Origin of the sequence: Nocardioides sp. (assembly GCA_037045645.1) — a bacterium.
Classification (GTDB): domain Bacteria; phylum Actinomycetota; class Actinomycetes; order Propionibacteriales; family Nocardioidaceae; genus Nocardioides.
The window spans coordinates 521344-538485 of the sequence record JBAOIH010000004.1 but is presented as its reverse complement, the minus strand read 5'-3'; the positions used below and the strand labels follow the sequence as shown (position 1 = coordinate 538485).

The 17142-nt window shown below is 66.7% G+C and carries 16 protein-coding genes and 1 pseudogene; 9 read left to right on the top strand and 8 right to left on the bottom strand.

The genetic code is table 11. The features are described from left to right. Nucleotides 1-105 precede the first annotated feature (105 nt). The 3 genes from V9G04_16000 to V9G04_15990 are packed head-to-tail and all read right to left on the bottom strand — an operon-like array spanning nucleotide 106 to nucleotide 2389. On the bottom strand, nucleotides 106-1092 hold the full coding sequence (locus tag V9G04_16000; GenBank protein MEI2714747.1) for an adenylate/guanylate cyclase domain-containing protein: 987 nt from the start codon (nucleotides 1090-1092) through the stop codon (nucleotides 106-108). Then, nucleotides 1082-1585: a PH domain-containing protein gene (locus V9G04_15995; GenBank protein ID MEI2714746.1), complete on the bottom strand. Its 504-nt coding sequence runs from the start codon at nucleotides 1583-1585 to the stop codon at nucleotides 1082-1084. Before V9G04_15995 ends, V9G04_16000 begins: the two co-directional genes overlap by 11 nt. Before the next feature lie 12 nt (nucleotides 1586-1597). Then, on the bottom strand, nucleotides 1598-2389 hold the full coding sequence (locus V9G04_15990) for a biotin--[acetyl-CoA-carboxylase] ligase (protein MEI2714745.1): 792 nt from the start codon (nucleotides 2387-2389) through the stop codon (nucleotides 1598-1600). A gap of 143 nt (nucleotides 2390-2532) precedes the next feature. On the opposite strand from V9G04_15990, the gene V9G04_15985 reads away from it, so the two are divergent. Further along, complete coding sequence (locus V9G04_15985; protein ID MEI2714744.1) at nucleotides 2533-4053, top strand: acyl-CoA carboxylase subunit beta; 1521 nt, start codon at nucleotides 2533-2535, stop codon at nucleotides 4051-4053. Then, a complete protein-coding gene (locus V9G04_15980; GenBank protein MEI2714743.1) occupies nucleotides 4050-4280 on the top strand; it encodes an acyl-CoA carboxylase subunit epsilon in 231 nt (76 codons plus the stop codon). Before V9G04_15985 ends, V9G04_15980 begins: the two co-directional genes overlap by 4 nt. 24 nt (nucleotides 4281-4304) lie before the next feature. Here the strand turns inward: V9G04_15980 and V9G04_15975 are convergent, their stop codons facing one another. The 4 genes from V9G04_15975 to V9G04_15960 are packed head-to-tail and all read right to left on the bottom strand — an operon-like array spanning nucleotide 4305 to nucleotide 7802. After that, nucleotides 4305-4910: a response regulator transcription factor gene (locus V9G04_15975; protein ID MEI2714742.1), complete on the bottom strand. Its 606-nt coding sequence runs from the start codon at nucleotides 4908-4910 to the stop codon at nucleotides 4305-4307. Continuing rightward, nucleotides 4907-6043, bottom strand: a complete 1137-nt coding sequence (locus tag V9G04_15970) for a histidine kinase (GenBank protein MEI2714741.1) — start codon at nucleotides 6041-6043, stop codon at nucleotides 4907-4909. Before V9G04_15970 ends, V9G04_15975 begins: the two co-directional genes overlap by 4 nt. Before the next feature lie 35 nt (nucleotides 6044-6078). After that, the gene (locus V9G04_15965) at nucleotides 6079-6858 is read right to left on the bottom strand and encodes an ABC transporter permease (protein ID MEI2714740.1); all 780 of its coding nucleotides are present in this window, start codon (nucleotides 6856-6858) and stop codon (nucleotides 6079-6081) included. Continuing rightward, nucleotides 6855-7802 carry an ABC transporter ATP-binding protein gene (locus V9G04_15960; protein ID MEI2714739.1) on the bottom strand — a complete coding sequence of 316 codons (948 nt, stop codon included), beginning with the start codon at nucleotides 7800-7802 and terminating at the stop codon, nucleotides 6855-6857. The genes V9G04_15965 and V9G04_15960 overlap by 4 nt, the downstream gene beginning before the upstream one ends. A gap of 117 nt (nucleotides 7803-7919) precedes the next feature. Here V9G04_15960 and V9G04_15955 point away from each other — a divergent pair. The 7 genes and pseudogenes from V9G04_15955 to V9G04_15925 all read left to right on the top strand — a co-directional run bounded on the left by V9G04_15955 (nucleotide 7920) and on the right by V9G04_15925 (nucleotide 16515). Continuing rightward, nucleotides 7920-9599 (top strand): annotated as a pseudogene (locus tag V9G04_15955) (DUF885 domain-containing protein). Then, nucleotides 9596-11293, top strand: coding sequence for an alkaline phosphatase D family protein (locus V9G04_15950; protein MEI2714738.1), 1698 nt, complete (start codon nucleotides 9596-9598; stop codon nucleotides 11291-11293). The pseudogene V9G04_15955 and the gene V9G04_15950 overlap by 4 nt, the downstream one beginning before the upstream one ends. 9 nt (nucleotides 11294-11302) lie before the next feature. Beyond that, on the top strand, nucleotides 11303-11896 hold the full coding sequence (locus V9G04_15945; GenBank protein MEI2714737.1) for a nucleoside triphosphate pyrophosphatase: 594 nt from the start codon (nucleotides 11303-11305) through the stop codon (nucleotides 11894-11896). An 87-nt stretch (nucleotides 11897-11983) separates the two neighbouring features. Beyond that, nucleotides 11984-12832, top strand: a complete 849-nt coding sequence (locus V9G04_15940) for an alpha/beta fold hydrolase (protein MEI2714736.1) — start codon at nucleotides 11984-11986, stop codon at nucleotides 12830-12832. Then, nucleotides 12829-15549 carry a bifunctional 3-(3-hydroxy-phenyl)propionate/3-hydroxycinnamic acid hydroxylase gene (locus V9G04_15935; protein ID MEI2714735.1) on the top strand — a complete coding sequence of 907 codons (2721 nt, stop codon included), beginning with the start codon at nucleotides 12829-12831 and terminating at the stop codon, nucleotides 15547-15549. The genes V9G04_15940 and V9G04_15935 overlap by 4 nt, the downstream gene beginning before the upstream one ends. Beyond that, entirely contained in the window at nucleotides 15546-16358 is an 813-nt protein-coding gene (locus V9G04_15930) for an amidohydrolase family protein (GenBank protein MEI2714734.1), read from the top strand. The genes V9G04_15935 and V9G04_15930 overlap by 4 nt, the downstream gene beginning before the upstream one ends. Continuing rightward, nucleotides 16240-16515, top strand: a complete 276-nt coding sequence (locus V9G04_15925) for an amidohydrolase family protein (GenBank protein MEI2714733.1) — start codon at nucleotides 16240-16242, stop codon at nucleotides 16513-16515. Before V9G04_15930 ends, V9G04_15925 begins: the two co-directional genes overlap by 119 nt. Here V9G04_15925 and V9G04_15920 read toward each other — a convergent pair. Next, a complete protein-coding gene (locus tag V9G04_15920; GenBank protein ID MEI2714732.1) occupies nucleotides 16490-17131 on the bottom strand; it encodes a TetR/AcrR family transcriptional regulator in 642 nt (213 codons plus the stop codon). The genes V9G04_15925 and V9G04_15920 overlap by 26 nt on opposite strands. Nucleotides 17132-17142: the final 11 nt, after the last annotated feature.

Genomic DNA, 17142 nt, shown 5'->3' with positions numbered 1-17142 from the left:
TGCGGTCGTGGGACACCGGGAGGGTTTTCATCTTTCCTTTACCCAAAAAACCCGAATGTGCCGTGCAGATTGCCAATTACACCCAGTTTTCGCGCCTCGGGTCGCTCAACGTCGGCGTACGACCACCGGTTCGACCAGCCCGAAGCCACGCACCGCACGCTCGGTGAGCCGTCGGGTCTCGAAAAGTTCGTCGGGCAGCTTGGCCGCCGTGGCGTCGTCGATGATCAATCGGTTGCGTCTGGCCACCGTGGTGAGACGAGCCGCCAGATTCACCGGCGCACCGAAGACGTCGCCCAGGCGCATCACGACAGCGCCGGACGCTACCCCGACGCGTACGTCCGGCATCCGCGCGTCGCGGCCGATCACGGAGATGATCCCCTCGGCGGTCTCGATGGCACGCACCGGATCGGAGTTCACGAACAGCACCGAGTCGCCGATGCTCTTGATCAACCTGCCGTCGGCCGATGCGACCACGTCGTGGCAACGCGACTCGAACAACTCGACGAGTTCACCGGTGCGGATCGCGCCGAGCTCGTTCGACAGTTCGGTGTAGGCCACGATGTCGGCGAAGCCGACGGACAACTCGACGGTCTGCAAGTCGGCCTCGTTGGCGGCCAACGCCTCGATCCGGCTCGCGGCGGCGGCCAGGTGTCGGCGCCAGGCGTAGACGAGCAACAACTCGAAGGGCGGGTTGAGGCGTTGCACTAGTTGCAACGCGGCGTCCCAACGGCTGCTCTCTCCCGCGGGGTCGGTGCGCTCGAACTCCTCCAGCCGCGACATCAGCGTCGCGACCTGCCAGTCCGCCAGTCGCGCCATCGTGGATCCGAGGGCACGGGTCAAGGTGACCGCGAGGTCCGCGTCGATGGTGCCGACATCGACGCCCAGTGCGACCGAGCGCAGCGCCTCCACGTCGGCGTCGTTGAAGGCGATCTCGGTGTTGCGCTCGGGGAAGCCGAGCGCGCGCCACAGCCGCTTGGCGAAGTCGAGCGGGATCCCGGTCTGTGCCGACACCTGGTCGGCGTCATAGACGGCCTCGCCGTGCAGGATCGTCTCTTCGAGCCGGGCAGATCCCGAACGTTCCTCAGGCTCCATCGTCCCCACGACCGCCTCCGCTGAGTTGGTGCAGTTGCTCGGAGACCTTGAGCTGGACGGCTTCCACGTCTGGGATGTCGTCGAGTTCGACCCGGCCGTCGGTGCTCGCGTCGGAGACGACCAGCGTCCCGCAACCGAACATCCGGTCCAGTACGCCGATCTCGAAGTCGACCCCACTGATCCGGTTGAGTGGGATGGTGCGCCCTTCCTTGGCCACGAACCCCGAGCGCTTCACGAAGCGACGATTGGTGAAGGTGTAGGTCGTGGTCAGCCAACGGATCAGAGGCAGCACGAAGACGTACACCACCGCCGCCCCGGCGAGAACCGCCACCGCGGCCCACCACAACCCCTCGGGCAGCACGCTGGCGAGCAGGATGGCCAGGGCCACGACGACCACTGCGCCGAACACCGGCAAGATCAGCGCCTTGGGGTGGGTGCGGGTGTGGACGACGACGTGCTCACCCTCGTTCAGGAGCCGCGTTGGGAAGGTCACGACACGATCCTCTCACTGCGTGTGGCTTTGGGCACGTACGTGCACCACGTCCCCCGCATGCACGGTGACCGGTCCGTCGGGGCCTGCCACGATCAGACCCCCGTCGTCGTCGATGCCGATCGCCTCTCCGACCAGCGGACCGGCCGCCTGTTCCACCCGGACCTGTCTGCCGAGGGTGTGGCACAGCTCGCGATAGTCACGCGCCAGCGCTTCGGGGCCCTCGTGCAGGCGTACGGCCTCGTGCGCGATCGCCGTCAGGATGCGGATCAGGAGTGTGGTGCGGTCGAGGTCGTGTCCGGCCAGCGCGAGGGAGGTGGCCGTCTCGACGGGCAGTTCCTCGGCCGCGGTCGAGACGTTGATCCCGATCCCGAGCACTGCTGCCGGCCCGGTGTCGGTCTCGACACGTTCGGCGAGCAGCCCGGCTACCTTGCGGTCGCCCAGGAGGACGTCGTTGGGCCACTTCAGTGACGCGCGTACGCCGAACTCGCGCAGGGCCGACACGACGGCGACCCCGCTGAGCAGCGGGAGCCAGGGCCACGACGCCGGCGGCAGGTCGGGACGCAAGATCACCGAGAAGGTCAGCGCGGAGCGTGCGGGCGTCTCCCAAACCCGGTCCAGTCGGCCGCGTCCGGCCGTCTGATGCTCGGTGACCACGACCACACCGGCGGGCTCTCCAGAGCGTGCCAACTCGGCTGCGGTGGCGTTGGTGGAGGGGTCCTGAGCCGAGATGCGCACGTCGTACGACGCCACCCCCGCCAGCTGCGACGCATCAAGGGGTGGGCGCTGAACCGCGGGCCTCGTCACACGACTAGATTGGCCTATGCGTCCGGCGCAGGCGAGCCGGGCCACGCCACCACCGCTAGGAGCCACGAGTGACTGCTGAGCCCACCACGGAATCCGACATCGACCTGCACACCACCGCAGGCCGGCTGGCCCAAAAGGAGCAGATGCTCGACGAGGCTCGCCGGATGATGGACGAGCAGGCGCGCGAGAAGCAGCACAAGAAGGGCCGCAAGTCCGCGCGTGAGCGGATCGAGATGCTCTTCGACGAGGGCACCTTCGTCGAACTCGACGAGCTCGCCCGGCACCGGTCGACCAACTTCGGCCTGGAGAAGAAGCGCCCGTACGGCGACGGCGTCGTCACCGGTTTCGGTGAGATCGACGGACGCCAGGTGGCGGTCTTCTCCCAGGACTTCTCGATCTTCGGCGGCTCGCTCGGCCAGGTGTACGGCGAGAAGATCTGCAAGGTCATGGACCTGGCGATCAAGACCGGGATGCCGATCATCGGCATCAACGAGGGCGCGGGCGCTCGCATCCAGGAGGGTGTGGTCTCGCTCGGCTTGTATGGCGAGATCTTCAAGCGCAACGTGCACGCCTCGGGGGTGATCCCGCAGATCTCGATGATCATGGGCAACTGCGCGGGCGGCCACGTCTACTCCCCCGCGGTCACCGACTTCACCGTGATGGTCGACCAGACGTCGGCGATGTTCATCACCGGACCCGACGTGATCAAGACGGTCACCGGCGAAGACGTCACCATGGAGGACCTCGGCGGTGCGCGCGCGCACTCGACCAAGTCGGGCAACAGCCACTACATGGCCTCCGACGAGGAGGACGCGATCGAATACGTCCGCGCGCTGCTGTCGTACCTACCGCAGAACAACCTCGACGAACCGGTCATCTACGACGAGCAAGCCGACTTCGAGTTGACCGACCTCGACCACGCGCTCGACACGATCATCCCGGACTCGCCCAACCAGCCGTACGACATGCACGACGTGATCAACACGGTCCTCGACGACCAGGAGTTCCTGGAGTCGATGGAGTTGTTCGCGCCCAACATCATCACCGGCTTCGGCCGAGTCGAGGGTCGCCCGGTCGGCGTCGTGGCCAACCAGCCGATGCAGTTCGCGGGCACATTGGACATCGACGCGTCCGAGAAGGCCGCGCGGTTCGTACGTTTCTGCGATGCGTTCAACCTGCCCGTGCTGACCTTCGTCGACGTGCCCGGCTTCCTGCCCGGGGTCGCTCAGGAACACACCGGCATCATCCGCCGCGGCGCGAAGTTGATCTACGCCTACTCCGAGGCCACCGTGCCGCTGGTCACGATCATCACGCGCAAGGCGTACGGCGGGGCGTACGACGTGATGGGCTCCAAGCACCTCGGTGCCGACATCAACCTGGCCTGGCCCACGGCGCAGATCGCGGTGATGGGTGCGCAAGGTGCGGTCAACATCTTGTATCGCCACGAGTTGAAGGGCGCCGAGGACCCCGAGGCGCTGCGCGCGGAGTTGATCGACGAGTACGACACCAAGCTCGCCAACCCGTACGAAGCCGCCGAGCGGCTCTACATCGACGGCGTGATCAGCCCGCGCAACACCCGCCCAGAAGTAGTCCGGGCGCTGCGGATGCTGCGTACGAAGCGGGCCGTGCTGCCGGCCAAGAAGCACGGAAACATCCCGCTGTGAGCGAGGGAGCCGAGGAGCCGAGGCTCCGCATCATCACCCCGAACGCGACCGACGAAGAGATCGCCGCGATCGTGGCGGTGGTCAGCGCGCTCGGCTCGGGATCGGCCGAAAGCCCGAAGAAGACGCCGAGCACCTGGAGCGCGGCCTACCGCCAGACGCGGGTGCACTACTCGCACGGCCCGGGCGGCTTGCGAGCCTCCGGGATGCCGCAGCATCGCGGTCGCTGATCAGGCCCCGGCGAGCCCGCAGCCTCAGATCCACCCCATCCGGCGAGCAGTTGCGACCGCCTCGTGCCGGTTGGCGGCTCCCAGCTTGGCAGCCGCGCTGGAAAGGTAGTTGCGCACGGTGCCGGCCGAGAGATGCACTCGAGCCGCAATCTCCTCGACCGGGGCACCATCCGCGGCAGCTTCGAGTGCATCGGCCTCGCGTGGAGTGAGCGGAGAGTCCCCCGCAGCGATCGCCTCGGCGGCCAGATCGGGGTCGACGTGCCGTCCGCCGGCGTGCACCTTGCGTACGACCTCCGAAAGCGTCGCCGCCGACGTGGTCTTGGGCAGGAAGCCCTTCACCCCAACGGCCAGCGCGCGTTTGAGATAGCCCGGCCGACCATGGCTGGTCACGATGAGGCATTGGCAACTTGGCAATTCTCGCCCGAGCCGCTCGGCGAGACTGATGCCGTCGCCGTCAGGTAATTGCAGATCGAGCACCGCGACGTCGGGCCGCACGTCCAGGGCCTGCGACAACCCGTCGGTCACCGAAGCCGCCTGGGCAACCACCTCGAGGTCGTCCTCCAGATCGAGCATCTGCGCGAGCGCGCCACGGATCAGGTTTTCGTCATCCACGAGCAGCACGCGGATCATCGAGCCTCCTCGACCAGAAGTTTGACGGTGAAAGTGTCGCCGTCGTGGGTGGTCTCCAGCGTCCCACCGTGCTCGATCGCCAGGTCGCGCAAGGCGCGCAACCCGCTGCCGCTGGGTTTGCGGGCTGCAGTCCCCGCGCCGTCGTTTTCGATGGTCAGCACCCCATCGGCGTACGCAATCCTTACCCATCCGGCGCGCGAGTGTCGAAGCACGTTGGTGACGCATTCACGCACCACGCGGGCGGCCGGTTCAGCCCATTGCTTAGGCATCCCCACCACATCGACGTCTGTGGTGATGCCAGCGGATTGGAGCAGAGCGCGCGCACCTTGGAGTTCTTGGGCCAAGTCGACTGGACGATAACCACGAGCCAACTCCCGTGCCTCCCGCAGAGCAGCATGCGCGGTTGCTCGCACGTCTGCGATCGAGCTTGCAGCCCGTTGGTCGCCACGGGTGACGTACGCCGTGGCGAGTTCGGCCTGCACGGCAATCTCGGACAGGCGACGGCCCATGACATCGTGGACGTCACGTGAGAAGCGCAATCTCTCCTCCGCGACGGCGAGCGCGGCTGCGGTGGCGCGGGCGTCCTCCAACTCGCGCACCAGGTTCATCAGCCACACCGAGCTGCTGACGGTGAACATCAAGAACATTGAGACACCGACCGCGTACGCCGTGCGATCCGCCTGCTGACTGGCCCACCAGCCAAGTGCCGCGCTGGCCGAGGCGAGAGCCCACCATGCGCGTCGGTCCGCGACGGCGCCGACCCACCAGGACCACGCGCAGACCACCAGCATCACCATGTTGAACGCTGGGTCGCGTGGCAGTGTCGCCACGAACGCGCCTGCCGCCAGCGTCGCCACTGCGAGAAGGATCAGTGCGGGCAGTCGCGGCCACGCCCGCCCAGACGTACGCATCAAGTCATCGAGCGACCACAACCCCCCAGCCGAGAGCGCCAGAGCCAATCCGATGGCGATGGCGAGGTCGGCATCGGAGCGCAGCGTGCCGACGACGACAAGTCCGAGCAGGACCATGAAGAAGAGGTAGACCAGATAGAGAGAAACCGCCGTGTAGAGCCACACCCGCTCGGCTGGACTGCGCGATGCCCAGCGCAGCTGGGGAAGCGGGAAGGAAGGCACGGCGTCCATCCTTCCCGACTTCTCCGGCTGATCACTCACGGGCGCGGCTCCCAATGCATCGACCGCTTCGCCAGCCAGGTCGCCGCCAGGGTCCAGGCGAGCAACACACCCAGCGATGGGCCAGCAGCGGCAAACGTGTCCGAGAAGGAGAGGCGCGAACCCTCTGCATCGAGACCAAACCAGGCCGTTTGCACCAGCTTGTCCAGAGCCGCACCTGGCAGGGCCAACACATAGTCCTGCGCCTTTTCAGGCAACACGGCGCGGATCAGGCCCGCCATGCCGATCAGGAGCACGGGTGCGCTGGTGAGCTGCGCTGCCTCTGCGTTGCGGGTCCACGCCGCAGTCCACCAGGCAAGGGCGACGAAGGCTGTGCAGGCCAAGAGCATCCCGACCAACACCAGCAGCGGATTCACGGCGGCGCGGAAGCCGAGCAGCGGCGTCACGATCTGCGAGAGGACCGCGATCACGAGGGCGATCACCACACCGGGCAGCGCCAGCGAGATCCAGATCTCGGCGTCACGCACCTCGCCGGTCCGCAGCCGCTTGAGCACGAGCTCGTCGCGGCGCGTCACCACCGCCGAGAGGACGTTGTAATAGACCGGGAACAGCAAAGCCATCAGCAGCACCGTTGACACGACCGACATCCCCGCAGCCGGGCCATCGTCGGGATCCTGAATGAAGAGCAGTCCCAGACAGCTCAACGGCACCAGGAAGGCGTAGGTGACGCCCAGAGTGTTGCGCAGCAGCACTTTGGTGTTGGTCAGAGTCAGGCCGCGGACGCGGCGCGCGCTGGCGGAAAGGTCGAGAGTGCTCATCGGGTGGCTCCTTCCAAGATGCCGGACTGGTGAGCGGTCCGGTGAGCTCCCTGCTGGGCAATCCGCAAGAAGACCGCTTCCAAGCTGGGGCTGCTCACGCTGAGATCTACCAATGTCAGGCCCTGACGTTCGGCCCAGGTGAGCAAGGTCGTGAGCACCGGTTGCAGGTCGGCAGTGCGGATGGTCGTACGGCTGGGGTCGCGGTGGACCTCTGCTTGCAGGGCGGGCAGTTGCACGTCGAGTGTGGAAAACGTGATGGTGGAGGGCTCGCCGGCCACGATCTGCGAGACCGTGCCCTCCACGACGATCTCGCCGGCCCGCATGATCGAGACCTGATCGGCCAGCGCTTCGGCCTCGTCGAGGAAGTGCGTGGTCAGCAGCACGGTGTGGCCCTGATCTCGCAACGCCGAGATGAGATCCCACACGGCTCGGCGGCTCTCTGGGTCGAGTCCGGTGGTGGGCTCATCGAGCATCACCAACTCTGGCCCGCCCATCAAAGTGCAGGCCAGGTCGAGTCGTCGCTGCTCTCCGCCAGAAAGGTTTCGCACGGCCACGTCCCGACGCGACGTGAGGTTGAGCATTGACATGGACTCGTCCAACGGTCGCGGATGAGACACGGTGGACGCCCACATTTCCAGCGTCTCAGCCACGGTCAGGTCGCCGATGAACCCGCTCTTTTGCAGCAGCACACCGGTGCGACGGCGTACGGCTGCTCGGTCTTCGATCGGGTCCAGACCCAGTACCCGCACCTCGCCGCTGGTCGCCGAAGCCAGCCCCTCGATGATTTCCATTGTCGAGGTCTTGCCCGCGCCGTTGACGCCGAGCAGGGCATGAATGGTGCCGGGGACAACCTCGAGGTTGAGGTCGCGTACGGCGGTGAATGCGGCAGCTCCACCACCATAAGTGCGGGTCAGACTGCGGACCGAGATTGCGTTGGTTGCCATGACCTGAACTCTGCGCGATGCACAGCACCTTTCCCAGTGCGAGACGTCACCGCCTCGCGTGGGCTGATCACAACCTGGCCATGACAAATGTCAGTCCCTGGGTCGTAGGGTCGCACCATGACCACTCGGACCATTGATGACCTGTGCAACCGCTTCGTGGACGACTATTGCGCGCTGGACCCGGTGGGGGCGACGTACCTTGGCGTCGAGGGGTACGACGACCAACTGCCCGACCTCTCGCCCGCCGGGCACGACGCGCGTACGCAACTGGTCCGCGACGCCGTCGCGGCAGTCGAGGCGGCGACTCCGGTCGATGACCGGGAGGCCGTTGCGCGCGACGCTTTCTTGGAGCGCAACAGGCTCGGTCTGGAGATGCACGACGCGGGCTACGAACGCTGTGAGGTGTCGGTGATCTCCTCGTGGGCGCACAACCTGCGTTCGATCTTCGACCTGATGCCGATGACCGGCGACAGCGCGATCGCCAATATCGAGGCGCGGCTCGCAGCGATCCCGCAGGCGTTGGCGGGCTACGTCACCACGCTGCGCGAGGAAGCAGCCAAGGGCAACGTCAGTGCCCGTCGGCAGTACGACGAGGTGGCCGAGCAGGTACGCAACTGGACCGGCCAGACTGGCGAGGGCGGCGACTTCTTCCTCGGTCTGGTCGACCGACTGGAGACCGACGACGAGACGAAGGCACGCGTACGACCTGCGGCCGAGGCAGCCAGCGCGGCCTTCGCCGAGTTCGGCCGCTTCCTCTCCGACGAACTCTCCTCACAAGGGCGTGACAAGGAGGCCGTCGGCCGCGAGCACTACGCGTTGGCGAGCCGCTACTTCCTCGGCGCCGAGATCGACCTGGAGGAGACGTACGCCTGGGGCTGGCAGGAGTTGAAGCGGCTTGAGGACGAGATGGCGGCAACCGCTGACCAGATCAAGCCGGGTGCAGACGTGAAGGAAGCGATCGCGTTCCTGGATGCCGATCCGGCGCGTTCGATCGCGTCGAAGGAAGAGTTCCGCGAGTGGATGCAGGAGTTGGCCGAGCGCACCTTGGTCGACATGACCGACACGCACTTCGACATCCCCGAGCCGATCCGGCGGATCGAATGCATGCTGGCGCCGACCAACGACGGCGGCATCTACTACACCGGCCCGAGTGAGGACTTCAGTCGACCGGGCCGGATGTGGTGGTCGGTGCCCGACTCGGTGACGTCGTTCTCGCCCTGGCGTGAAGTGACCACGGTGTTCCACGAAGGCGTACCCGGGCACCACCTTCAGGTCGCGCAGACGACCTATCGCGCCGAGTTGCTCAACCGCTGGCAGCGCTTGATGTGCTGGGTCAGCGGTCACGGCGAAGGCTGGGCGCTCTATGCCGAGCGACTGATGGACGACCTGGGCTATCTGGCCGACCCGGCTGACAAGCTCGGCATGCTCGACGGCCAGGCCTTCCGCGCGGCGCGCGTGATCGTGGACATCGGCATGCACCTGGAAGCTCACGATCCCCGAGGACAACCCGTTCGGCTTCCACCCGGGCCAGACCTGGACGCCTAAGCTGGCCGCGAGTTCATGGGCCAGCACTGCCAGATGGATCCGGCCTTCATCGACTTCGAGGTCAAGCGCTATCTCGGCTGGCCCGGCCAGGCACCGTCTTACAAGGTCGGCGAACGGATCTGGCTCCAAGCGCGCGACGAGGCCAAGGCACGCCAGGGCGATGCCTTCGACCTCAAGGAGTTCCACCGACAGTCGCTCGATCTCGGCTCGCTGGGGCTCGACCCGCTGCGTGAGGCGCTCGCGCGGCTATGACGTCACTGGTTCTCGGGCCGCTGGTGCGTCACACGGGCGAAACGACCAGCACGATCTGGGTCGAAGTCGCGAGCGCGGGCACCGTCGAGGTGCGTACGCAACCCGTCACCGCACACGCACGCACCTTCGCGGTGCACGGCCACCACTACGCGTTGGTGGAGTTGTCCGGCTTCGAACCGGGCGGCAAGTACGCCTACGAGGTGCGGCTCGACGGCGAGCAGATCTGGCCGGCGGGCGACGTCCTTGCGCCATCGCTGATCGCGACTCTCGATCGCGCCAAGCCCTTGCGGTTGTGCTTCGGCTCCTGTCGTACGTCGGTGTCCCACGACGCGGCGGGCAACCGGGCCCACGGCGTCGACGCGCTGCGGGCGTACGCGCTGCGGATGGCGGGGATCACCAGCGCCGACGACGACCCCGACGGGGGTGAGCCGCGTTGGCCCGACCTCGTGCTCTTCCTCGGTGACCAGGTCTATGCCGACGAGACCACCGTCGAGATGCGCGAGTTCATCGAGTCGCGCCGCGACATCGAGCAGGCGCCGTGGACCGAACTCAAGGACTATGCGGAGTACGCCCACCTCTACAAACTGGCCTGGTCCGACCCGGCCAACCGTTGGCTGCTCTCGACCGTGCCGACGGCGATGATCTTCGACGACCACGACATCCGCGACGACTGGAACACCTCGCTGACGTGGAAGCAGGAGATGGAGGAGACCGAGTGGTGGCGCTGCCGGATCGTGGCCGGTTTGGCGTCCTATTGGGTCTATCAGCACCTGGGCAACCTCTCCCCCGAAGCGCGCGCCGAGGACGAGATCTGGCGCGCGATCACCGCGCACGACGGACCCGACGAGTTCGACGCATCCGAACTCCTCGACGCCTTCGCCGAACGTGCGGACCAACAGCCGGAGACCTACCGCTGGAGTTATGCCTACGACTTCGGCGAGCAGGCGACGCTGATCGTGATCGATTCGCGCGCCGCCCGGGTGCTCGATCCGGAGAATCGCGCGATGCTCGACCCCGACGAGTTGGCCTGGCTCGACGAGCGGATGCGTGGCGACGTCGACCATCTGTTGATCGGCACCTCGCTGCCGTTCCTGCTCGCGCCGGGCGCACACTATGGCGAAGCGTTCAGCGAGGCGCTGGCCGACGGCGGCTGGGGTCGGCGCTGGGCGAAGGTCGGGGAGCGGCTCCGCCAGACCGGCGACCTGAAGCACTGGGCCGCGTTCCAGGACTCGTTCGCCGCCGTGTCAGCGATGGTGTTGGAGGTCGCGCGCGGCCAGCGCGGCAAGGCGCCGCGTACGGTCACGTTCCTCTCCGGGGACGTCCACCACTCGTACGTCAGCGAGGCCCGCGCCTCGCGACATGCGCGCGGGGCACCGTTGCAAAGTCGGATTCTGCAGGCCGTGTGCTCACCGATCCGCAATCCGATGGGTCGCGCGTGGCGAGTGGCGATGGTGGTGGGGTCGTACGGCGTCGCACCGTTCGTGGGTCGCGTGATGGCGCGTTCGGCCAAGGTGCCGTCGTCGCCGCTGCGGTGGAAGCTGGTCGGCGGGCCGTGGTTCGACAACTTCCTCGCGACCTTGGAGGTCACCGAGTCGGGGCTGGAGATGTGGTGGGGCAAGGGCATGGTCGAGGGCGACCAGCACGACCGCCCCCAGGTGGTCGAGGTCGCCAGATTCAGCACCGAGCGCGACTAACCTCGCGTCGTGCACCTCGTCCTCGCCTCCGCCTCCCCCGCTCGCCTCCAGACCCTGGTCAACTCCGGGATCGATCCTGTCGTGATTGTGTCGGGCATCGACGAGTCGATCGCCGACGATCTGCCGCCGGTCGAGATGGCCTTGCAACTGGCCGAGTTGAAGTGCGCGGCGGTGGCGGCTCGCGCGGATCTGCCCACCGAGTGCGTGGTCATCGGGTGCGATTCGGTGCTGGAGTTTCAGAGCAGGGCGCTGGGCAAGCCGGGGACGGCCGAGCGCGCGATCGAACGCTGGCGCCAACAGCGAGGCGGCACAGGGGTGCTGCATACGGGCCACGCGGTCACTGACCCGGCGTCCGGGCGTACGGTCTCGGCCGTCGCGTCGACGAAGGTCTGGTTCGCCGACCTGACAGACGAGGAGATTGACGCCTACGTCGCCACCGGGGAGCCGCTGCACGTCGCCGGCGCCTTCACCATCGACGGCCTCGGCGGGGCGTACGTCACCAAGATCAAGGGCGACCACCACAACGTCGTCGGGCTCTCGCTGCCGGTGCTGCGTGACCTGCTCGGCGAACTCGACATCGCCTGGCACACCCTCTGGCGTTGAGTTAGGCCCCCCTGCCCGTTGAGTTGACAACCACATCCACCGACTTGATGATTTCATCACTTTCGATCAAATCACCAGGAGCACCGAGTGCGCGAAGAGTTGATCCGAGTCGGGGCTCGGGAGTTGTTCACCTCGATCAAGGGAGCCGGTGACCCGGTCGTCTTGCTGCACGGCGGCGGACCGGGCGCGAGCGGAGTCGCCAACTGGCGGCGCAACATCGAGGCGCTGGCCGAGGCTTTCACCGTGATCGTCCCGGACCTGCCGGGATATGGCCGCTCCACCCGCGAGATCGATCACGATGATCCGTTCGGCGACCTGGCTGCGGCGGTGGGCGGACTGCTGGATGCCCTCGACATTTCGCGAGCGAACCTGATCGGCAATTCGTACGGCGGTGGTGCCGCACTGCGTCTGGCGCTGGACCGACCCGACCGAGTCGACCGGATGGTGCTCAACGGGCCGGGCGGCATCGGGACGACGCGCTGGGTGCCCACGCGAGGGCTCAACCAGTTGCTCGACTATTACGGCGGCGAGGGTCCGACGCTGGAGAAGATGCGCGCGTTCATCACCGAGTCACTGGTCAGCGACCCGCGCAGCGTGCCTGACGACATCATCGAGTTGCGCTATCAGCACAGCCTCGACCCGGCCTCCATGGCCAACCCACCGCTCAAGCGGCCGGATCCTGGTCCGAAGGCACTGCGCACCCTGCTGCGGATGGACCTGTCTCGCGACAAGCGGCTCGGCAGCTGCGAGACACCGACCCTGGTCATCTGGGGTGTCGACGATGCCGTCAACCGTCCGGTCGGCGGGCCGCTGTTGGCCAAGAGGATGCGCAACTGCGACCTCTACCTGGCCTCCAACGTCGGCCACTGGGTGCAGTGGGAGGCTCCCGAACTCTTCAACCGCCTCGCCCTTGACTTCCTGGGAGCTAAGCGATGAGCGACGTTTTCGGTCGCGTCCACCTGGGCTACGTCGTCGTCGAGACCGAGAAGTTTGGCGACTGGCGACGCTTTGGCCAAGACGCGATCGGGCTGCACGTCGACGAGATGACCCGCGACGTAACCCGATTTCGGATGGACGAGCACGAGTGCCGCTTCCTGCTGCAGCGCGGCGCGCGTGAAGACGTCACCGCGCTCGGCTGGCAGGTCGATGATCACGAGACCTTCGACGCGATAATGGCCCGCGTGCAGGCCGCCGGGGTCCCGGTAAGCAAAGGCAGCGACGAGGAGTGCGCCCTGCGCGGCGTCGAGCGGCTGTGGCGCTTTCCCGGTCCCAAGGGCATCGCCACCGAGATCTTCACGACCGCGCGTACGACCGCCGCTCCCCTGAAGATGCTGCAATCGGGCTTCGTCTTCGGCGATGCCGGGATGGGGCACGTCGCGATCACGTCCAAGCGGCCCGAAGAGATCCGCGGCTACTACAACACGGTGTTCAACGCACGCCTGTCCGACTGGGTTCACGAAAACATCTCGGGCGTGCAGTTGCGCATCCGCTTCCTGCGCACCGACGAGCGCCACCACTCGATCGCGATCGCGGGCATACGAGGTCTCGCACTCGACCCGATCCGCACGGCGATCCAGCACCTCAACATCCAGGTCGCGACGCTCGACGACATGCTTGCGTCCTACGAGCGCGTGGTCGCCCTGGGCTTCCATATTCAGTGGAGCGTCGGCCAGCACACCAACGACCGCGAACTCTCCTACTACTGCCTGACCCCCTCGGGCTTCGAGTGGGAGGTCGGGTGGAACCCGATCGTGGTCACCCCAGAGCTCGAGGAGACCTGGGCGGTCAAGACGTACGACTCCATCTCGATCTGGGGGCACACGCCGATCGGCGAGTCGGTGGCGACCAAGCTTCGCGCAGTTCGCTCGCGGCGCGAGGTCGCTTCGCGTCCAGGAGGTCGGCGTGCCGGAGTTGAGCGGCGGGCGTCGATGAATCTCGACTCTGCTCGATCACCGAGCGACTCTGCTCGATCACCGAGCGACTCTGCTCGATCACCGAGCGACTACGACGTCTGCATCGTCGGGCTCGGCCCGACGGGTCTGACCCTGGCGCACCTGCTGGGACGCCGCGGCGTACGCGTGCTCGTGCTCGAACGCGAGCCGGAGTTCTATGGCCTCGCCCGTGCGGTCTACACCGACGACGAATGCCTGCGGATCTTCCAGAACGCCGGGGTCGCCGACCAACTGCACGCACAGATGAACGCCGACTCGATCGTGCAGTGGGTTCGCGCGGACGGCTCTGTGCTCGCCCAGTTCCACAATCCCAGGCGTCCGTACGGGTGGCCGGTGTCGAACTTCCTCTACCAGCCCTCGCTGGAGAACACGCTCGAAGAGCGGCTCGCGGACCTGCCACACGTGACGATCCGCCGCGGTCGCGAGGTGATCGGATTCGAGCAGGACGCCCATGGGGTCACGGTGGCGCACATCGAGTCCCTCGGTGGTTGGGGCAAGGACGAGTCGTCCTCTAGCCAAAGCGAGGCGTCCCCTGAGTTGGTCGAGCCAAGCCGAGACCACGTCGGCTACCTGATCGGTGCGGACGGCGGCCGCAGCATCATCCGCCAGCAACTGGGCATCACGATGACCGGCAAGTCATTCCCGCAGCGCTGGCTGGTGCTGGACCTCAAAGCTCGCGCGGGCGTGGACGCGTTTCGCCACCTGCCGTACTTCGACTTCGTCTGTGATCCCGCGTTGCCGACCGTGAGTTGCCCACAGCCTTATGGTCGGCACCGCTTCGAGTTCATGCTTCACGACAGTGACCTCACCGGCGACTTCAAGACCGCCGCGCGCGCCCACGACCTCCTCGCCAAGTACGTCGACGTCGACGAGGTCGAGATCGACCGACAACTCGTCTACACGTTCAATGCGCTAGTCGCAGATCAGTGGCGCGCCGGCCGTGTGCTGCTCGCGGGCGACGCGGCACACATGACGCCGCAGTTCATCGGCCAGGGCATGAATGCGGGCGTACGTGATGCCGACAACTTGTCTTGGAAGCTGGCTGACGTGATCTTGCGTAGCGCCGATCCGGCGCTGCTCGACACGTACGAGTCCGAGCGCCGACCGCATGCCAAGGCGATGATCGATCTGTCGGTCTTCAACAAGGACATCGTTTCGACCCAGCATCGCGGCGCGATCCGCGCGCGTGAGCTCGGCATCGGGCTCGGCACGAAGTTGCCCGGGATCGGCGCCTTCATTACCGAGGCGAAGATGAAGCCCAAGCCACGTTTCAAGCGCCGGACCTACGTCGGACTCCCCCGTCGGGTGCGCGGCGTGGAGGGCACCGTGATCCCGCAGCCACAGGTGCGGACCTATGACGGGCGCGCGACCCGCCTCGACGACGCACTAGGACACGGCTGGGTGGTGCTCGGGGTTGCGGTTGACCCGCGCACCGTCGCGACCGACGACATCTGGGAACGGCTCGGCGCCACCTGGGCGACGTACTTCCCGCCGGGCACGCGCCCCCAGGGAACGCCCGGCGATGGCCGTCGCAAGGAGGGACTGGTCGATGTCGAGGGTGTCGACTTCGCGTTGGAACCGTGGCTCAAGCGCGCGGGCGCTGGCGCGGGTTCGGTGATCGTGCTGCGACCGGACAAGTACGTGTTCAGTATCGACCGGCTCGAAGCGGCCAGTCTCGCCGCGCGAAAGTTGTTGTCGTGAACAGCCCACGTCGCATCGACGTTCATCACCACTATGTGCCACCCGACTATGCCGCGATGCTGCGCGAGCGCGGCCTTCAGCCAGGCGGAGTGCCGGTGCCGACCTGGACGATGGACCTGGCGGCCAAGGTGCTGAGCAAAGTGGGCGTCGAAAGCGCGATCTTGTCGCTGTCCACACCTGGCGTGTGGTTCGGCGAGGCGGCAGAGGCTGCGCGCTGGGCCAGACGCGTCAACGAGTACGCCGCAGAGGTCGTGACGCGCAATCCTGGCGGGTTCGGGTTCTTCGCCACGCTGACGTTGCCGGACGTCGACGGAGCCATCGCCGAGGCGACGTACGCACTCGACACCCTCCACGCCGACGGCATCGTGTTGTTGGCCAACAGCGCCGGGATCTATCTGGGCGATCCGGCCTTCGACCGGCTGCTGGCCTTCCTCGACGAGCGCCGCGCGGTGGTGTTCGTACATCCCGGGAAGCTTCCTGCGGAGCCTGTGCCTGGCGTGCCGACCTTTGCCGCCGACTTCCTGCTCGACACCACGCGTACGGCACTCAGTCTCATCCTGAGTGGACAGTTGGAGCGCTATCCGCACATCGAGTGGATCCTGGCGCACGCGGGCGGCTTCTTGCCCTACATCTCCTATCGGGTGGTTCTCGCGATGTTGCGCGAGGAGCCGAAACTCGAAGCTCGCGAGGATGGCGCTGAGCCCGGACAAGGCGATCGCCAAACGGCTCGGGCTGATCCGCCGCTTCTGGTTCGACGTCGCACTGTCATCGACGCCCGCAGCGATGCCGTCGCTGTTGGCGGTGGCTGACCCGAGCAAGATCCTCTTCGGTTCGGACTTCCCGTTCGCACCCGCGCCTGCGGTGCGGCTGATGGCGCGCGAGTTCGATCGGATCGCGCTGGATCCCGCCGTCCGGCGCGGCATCGACCGGGACAACGCCGTCAGGCTGTTTCCGCGCCTCTGCTAGGCAGTGGGGCGTACGCCAACGCGTGCGCCTCCTCCGACGCAACGCCGAGCATCTGCAGCAGGCTCTCCGCTAGCCGATCAGCAGCCAGATCCGCGTCTGCGTCCGGGTGTTCGTCGAGGTGCTCCAACGCACCCAGCAGCGCTCCCCCGACGACCATGAAGGCGAGATCGAGGTCGCTGACGCGGAAGCGACCACTGGCCATCCCGGCCTCGATGTCACCCCGAGCCTGTGGGCCCAAGCCTTCGGCCCGGGTCAGGATCGCCGTGCCGGTGTTGAGCACCACTCGGACCATCTCGGGCAACTGGCGCTGCATCCGGCACGTCAGGCGTACGCCCAGCGCAAACCGTTCGGGGGCGTCGGTCACGCCTTGCGCGACGTGATTGACGAATGCCGAATGGGCAATCAGCGCATCTTGCACAGCCGCCTCGAAGAGTTCGTCTTTCGAGCCGAAGTGGTTGTAGAACGAACCGAATCCCACGTCGGCGAGGTCAGTGATCTGCTGGATGCTGACGTCGGTGCGGCCCTCTGCAAGAAGACTGCTGGCTGCCTTGACCAGAGCCGCGCGAGTGCGGGTCTTGCGTTGCTCGGTTCGGCTCGGCTTGGGCGCATCACTCACGCCCGGATCCT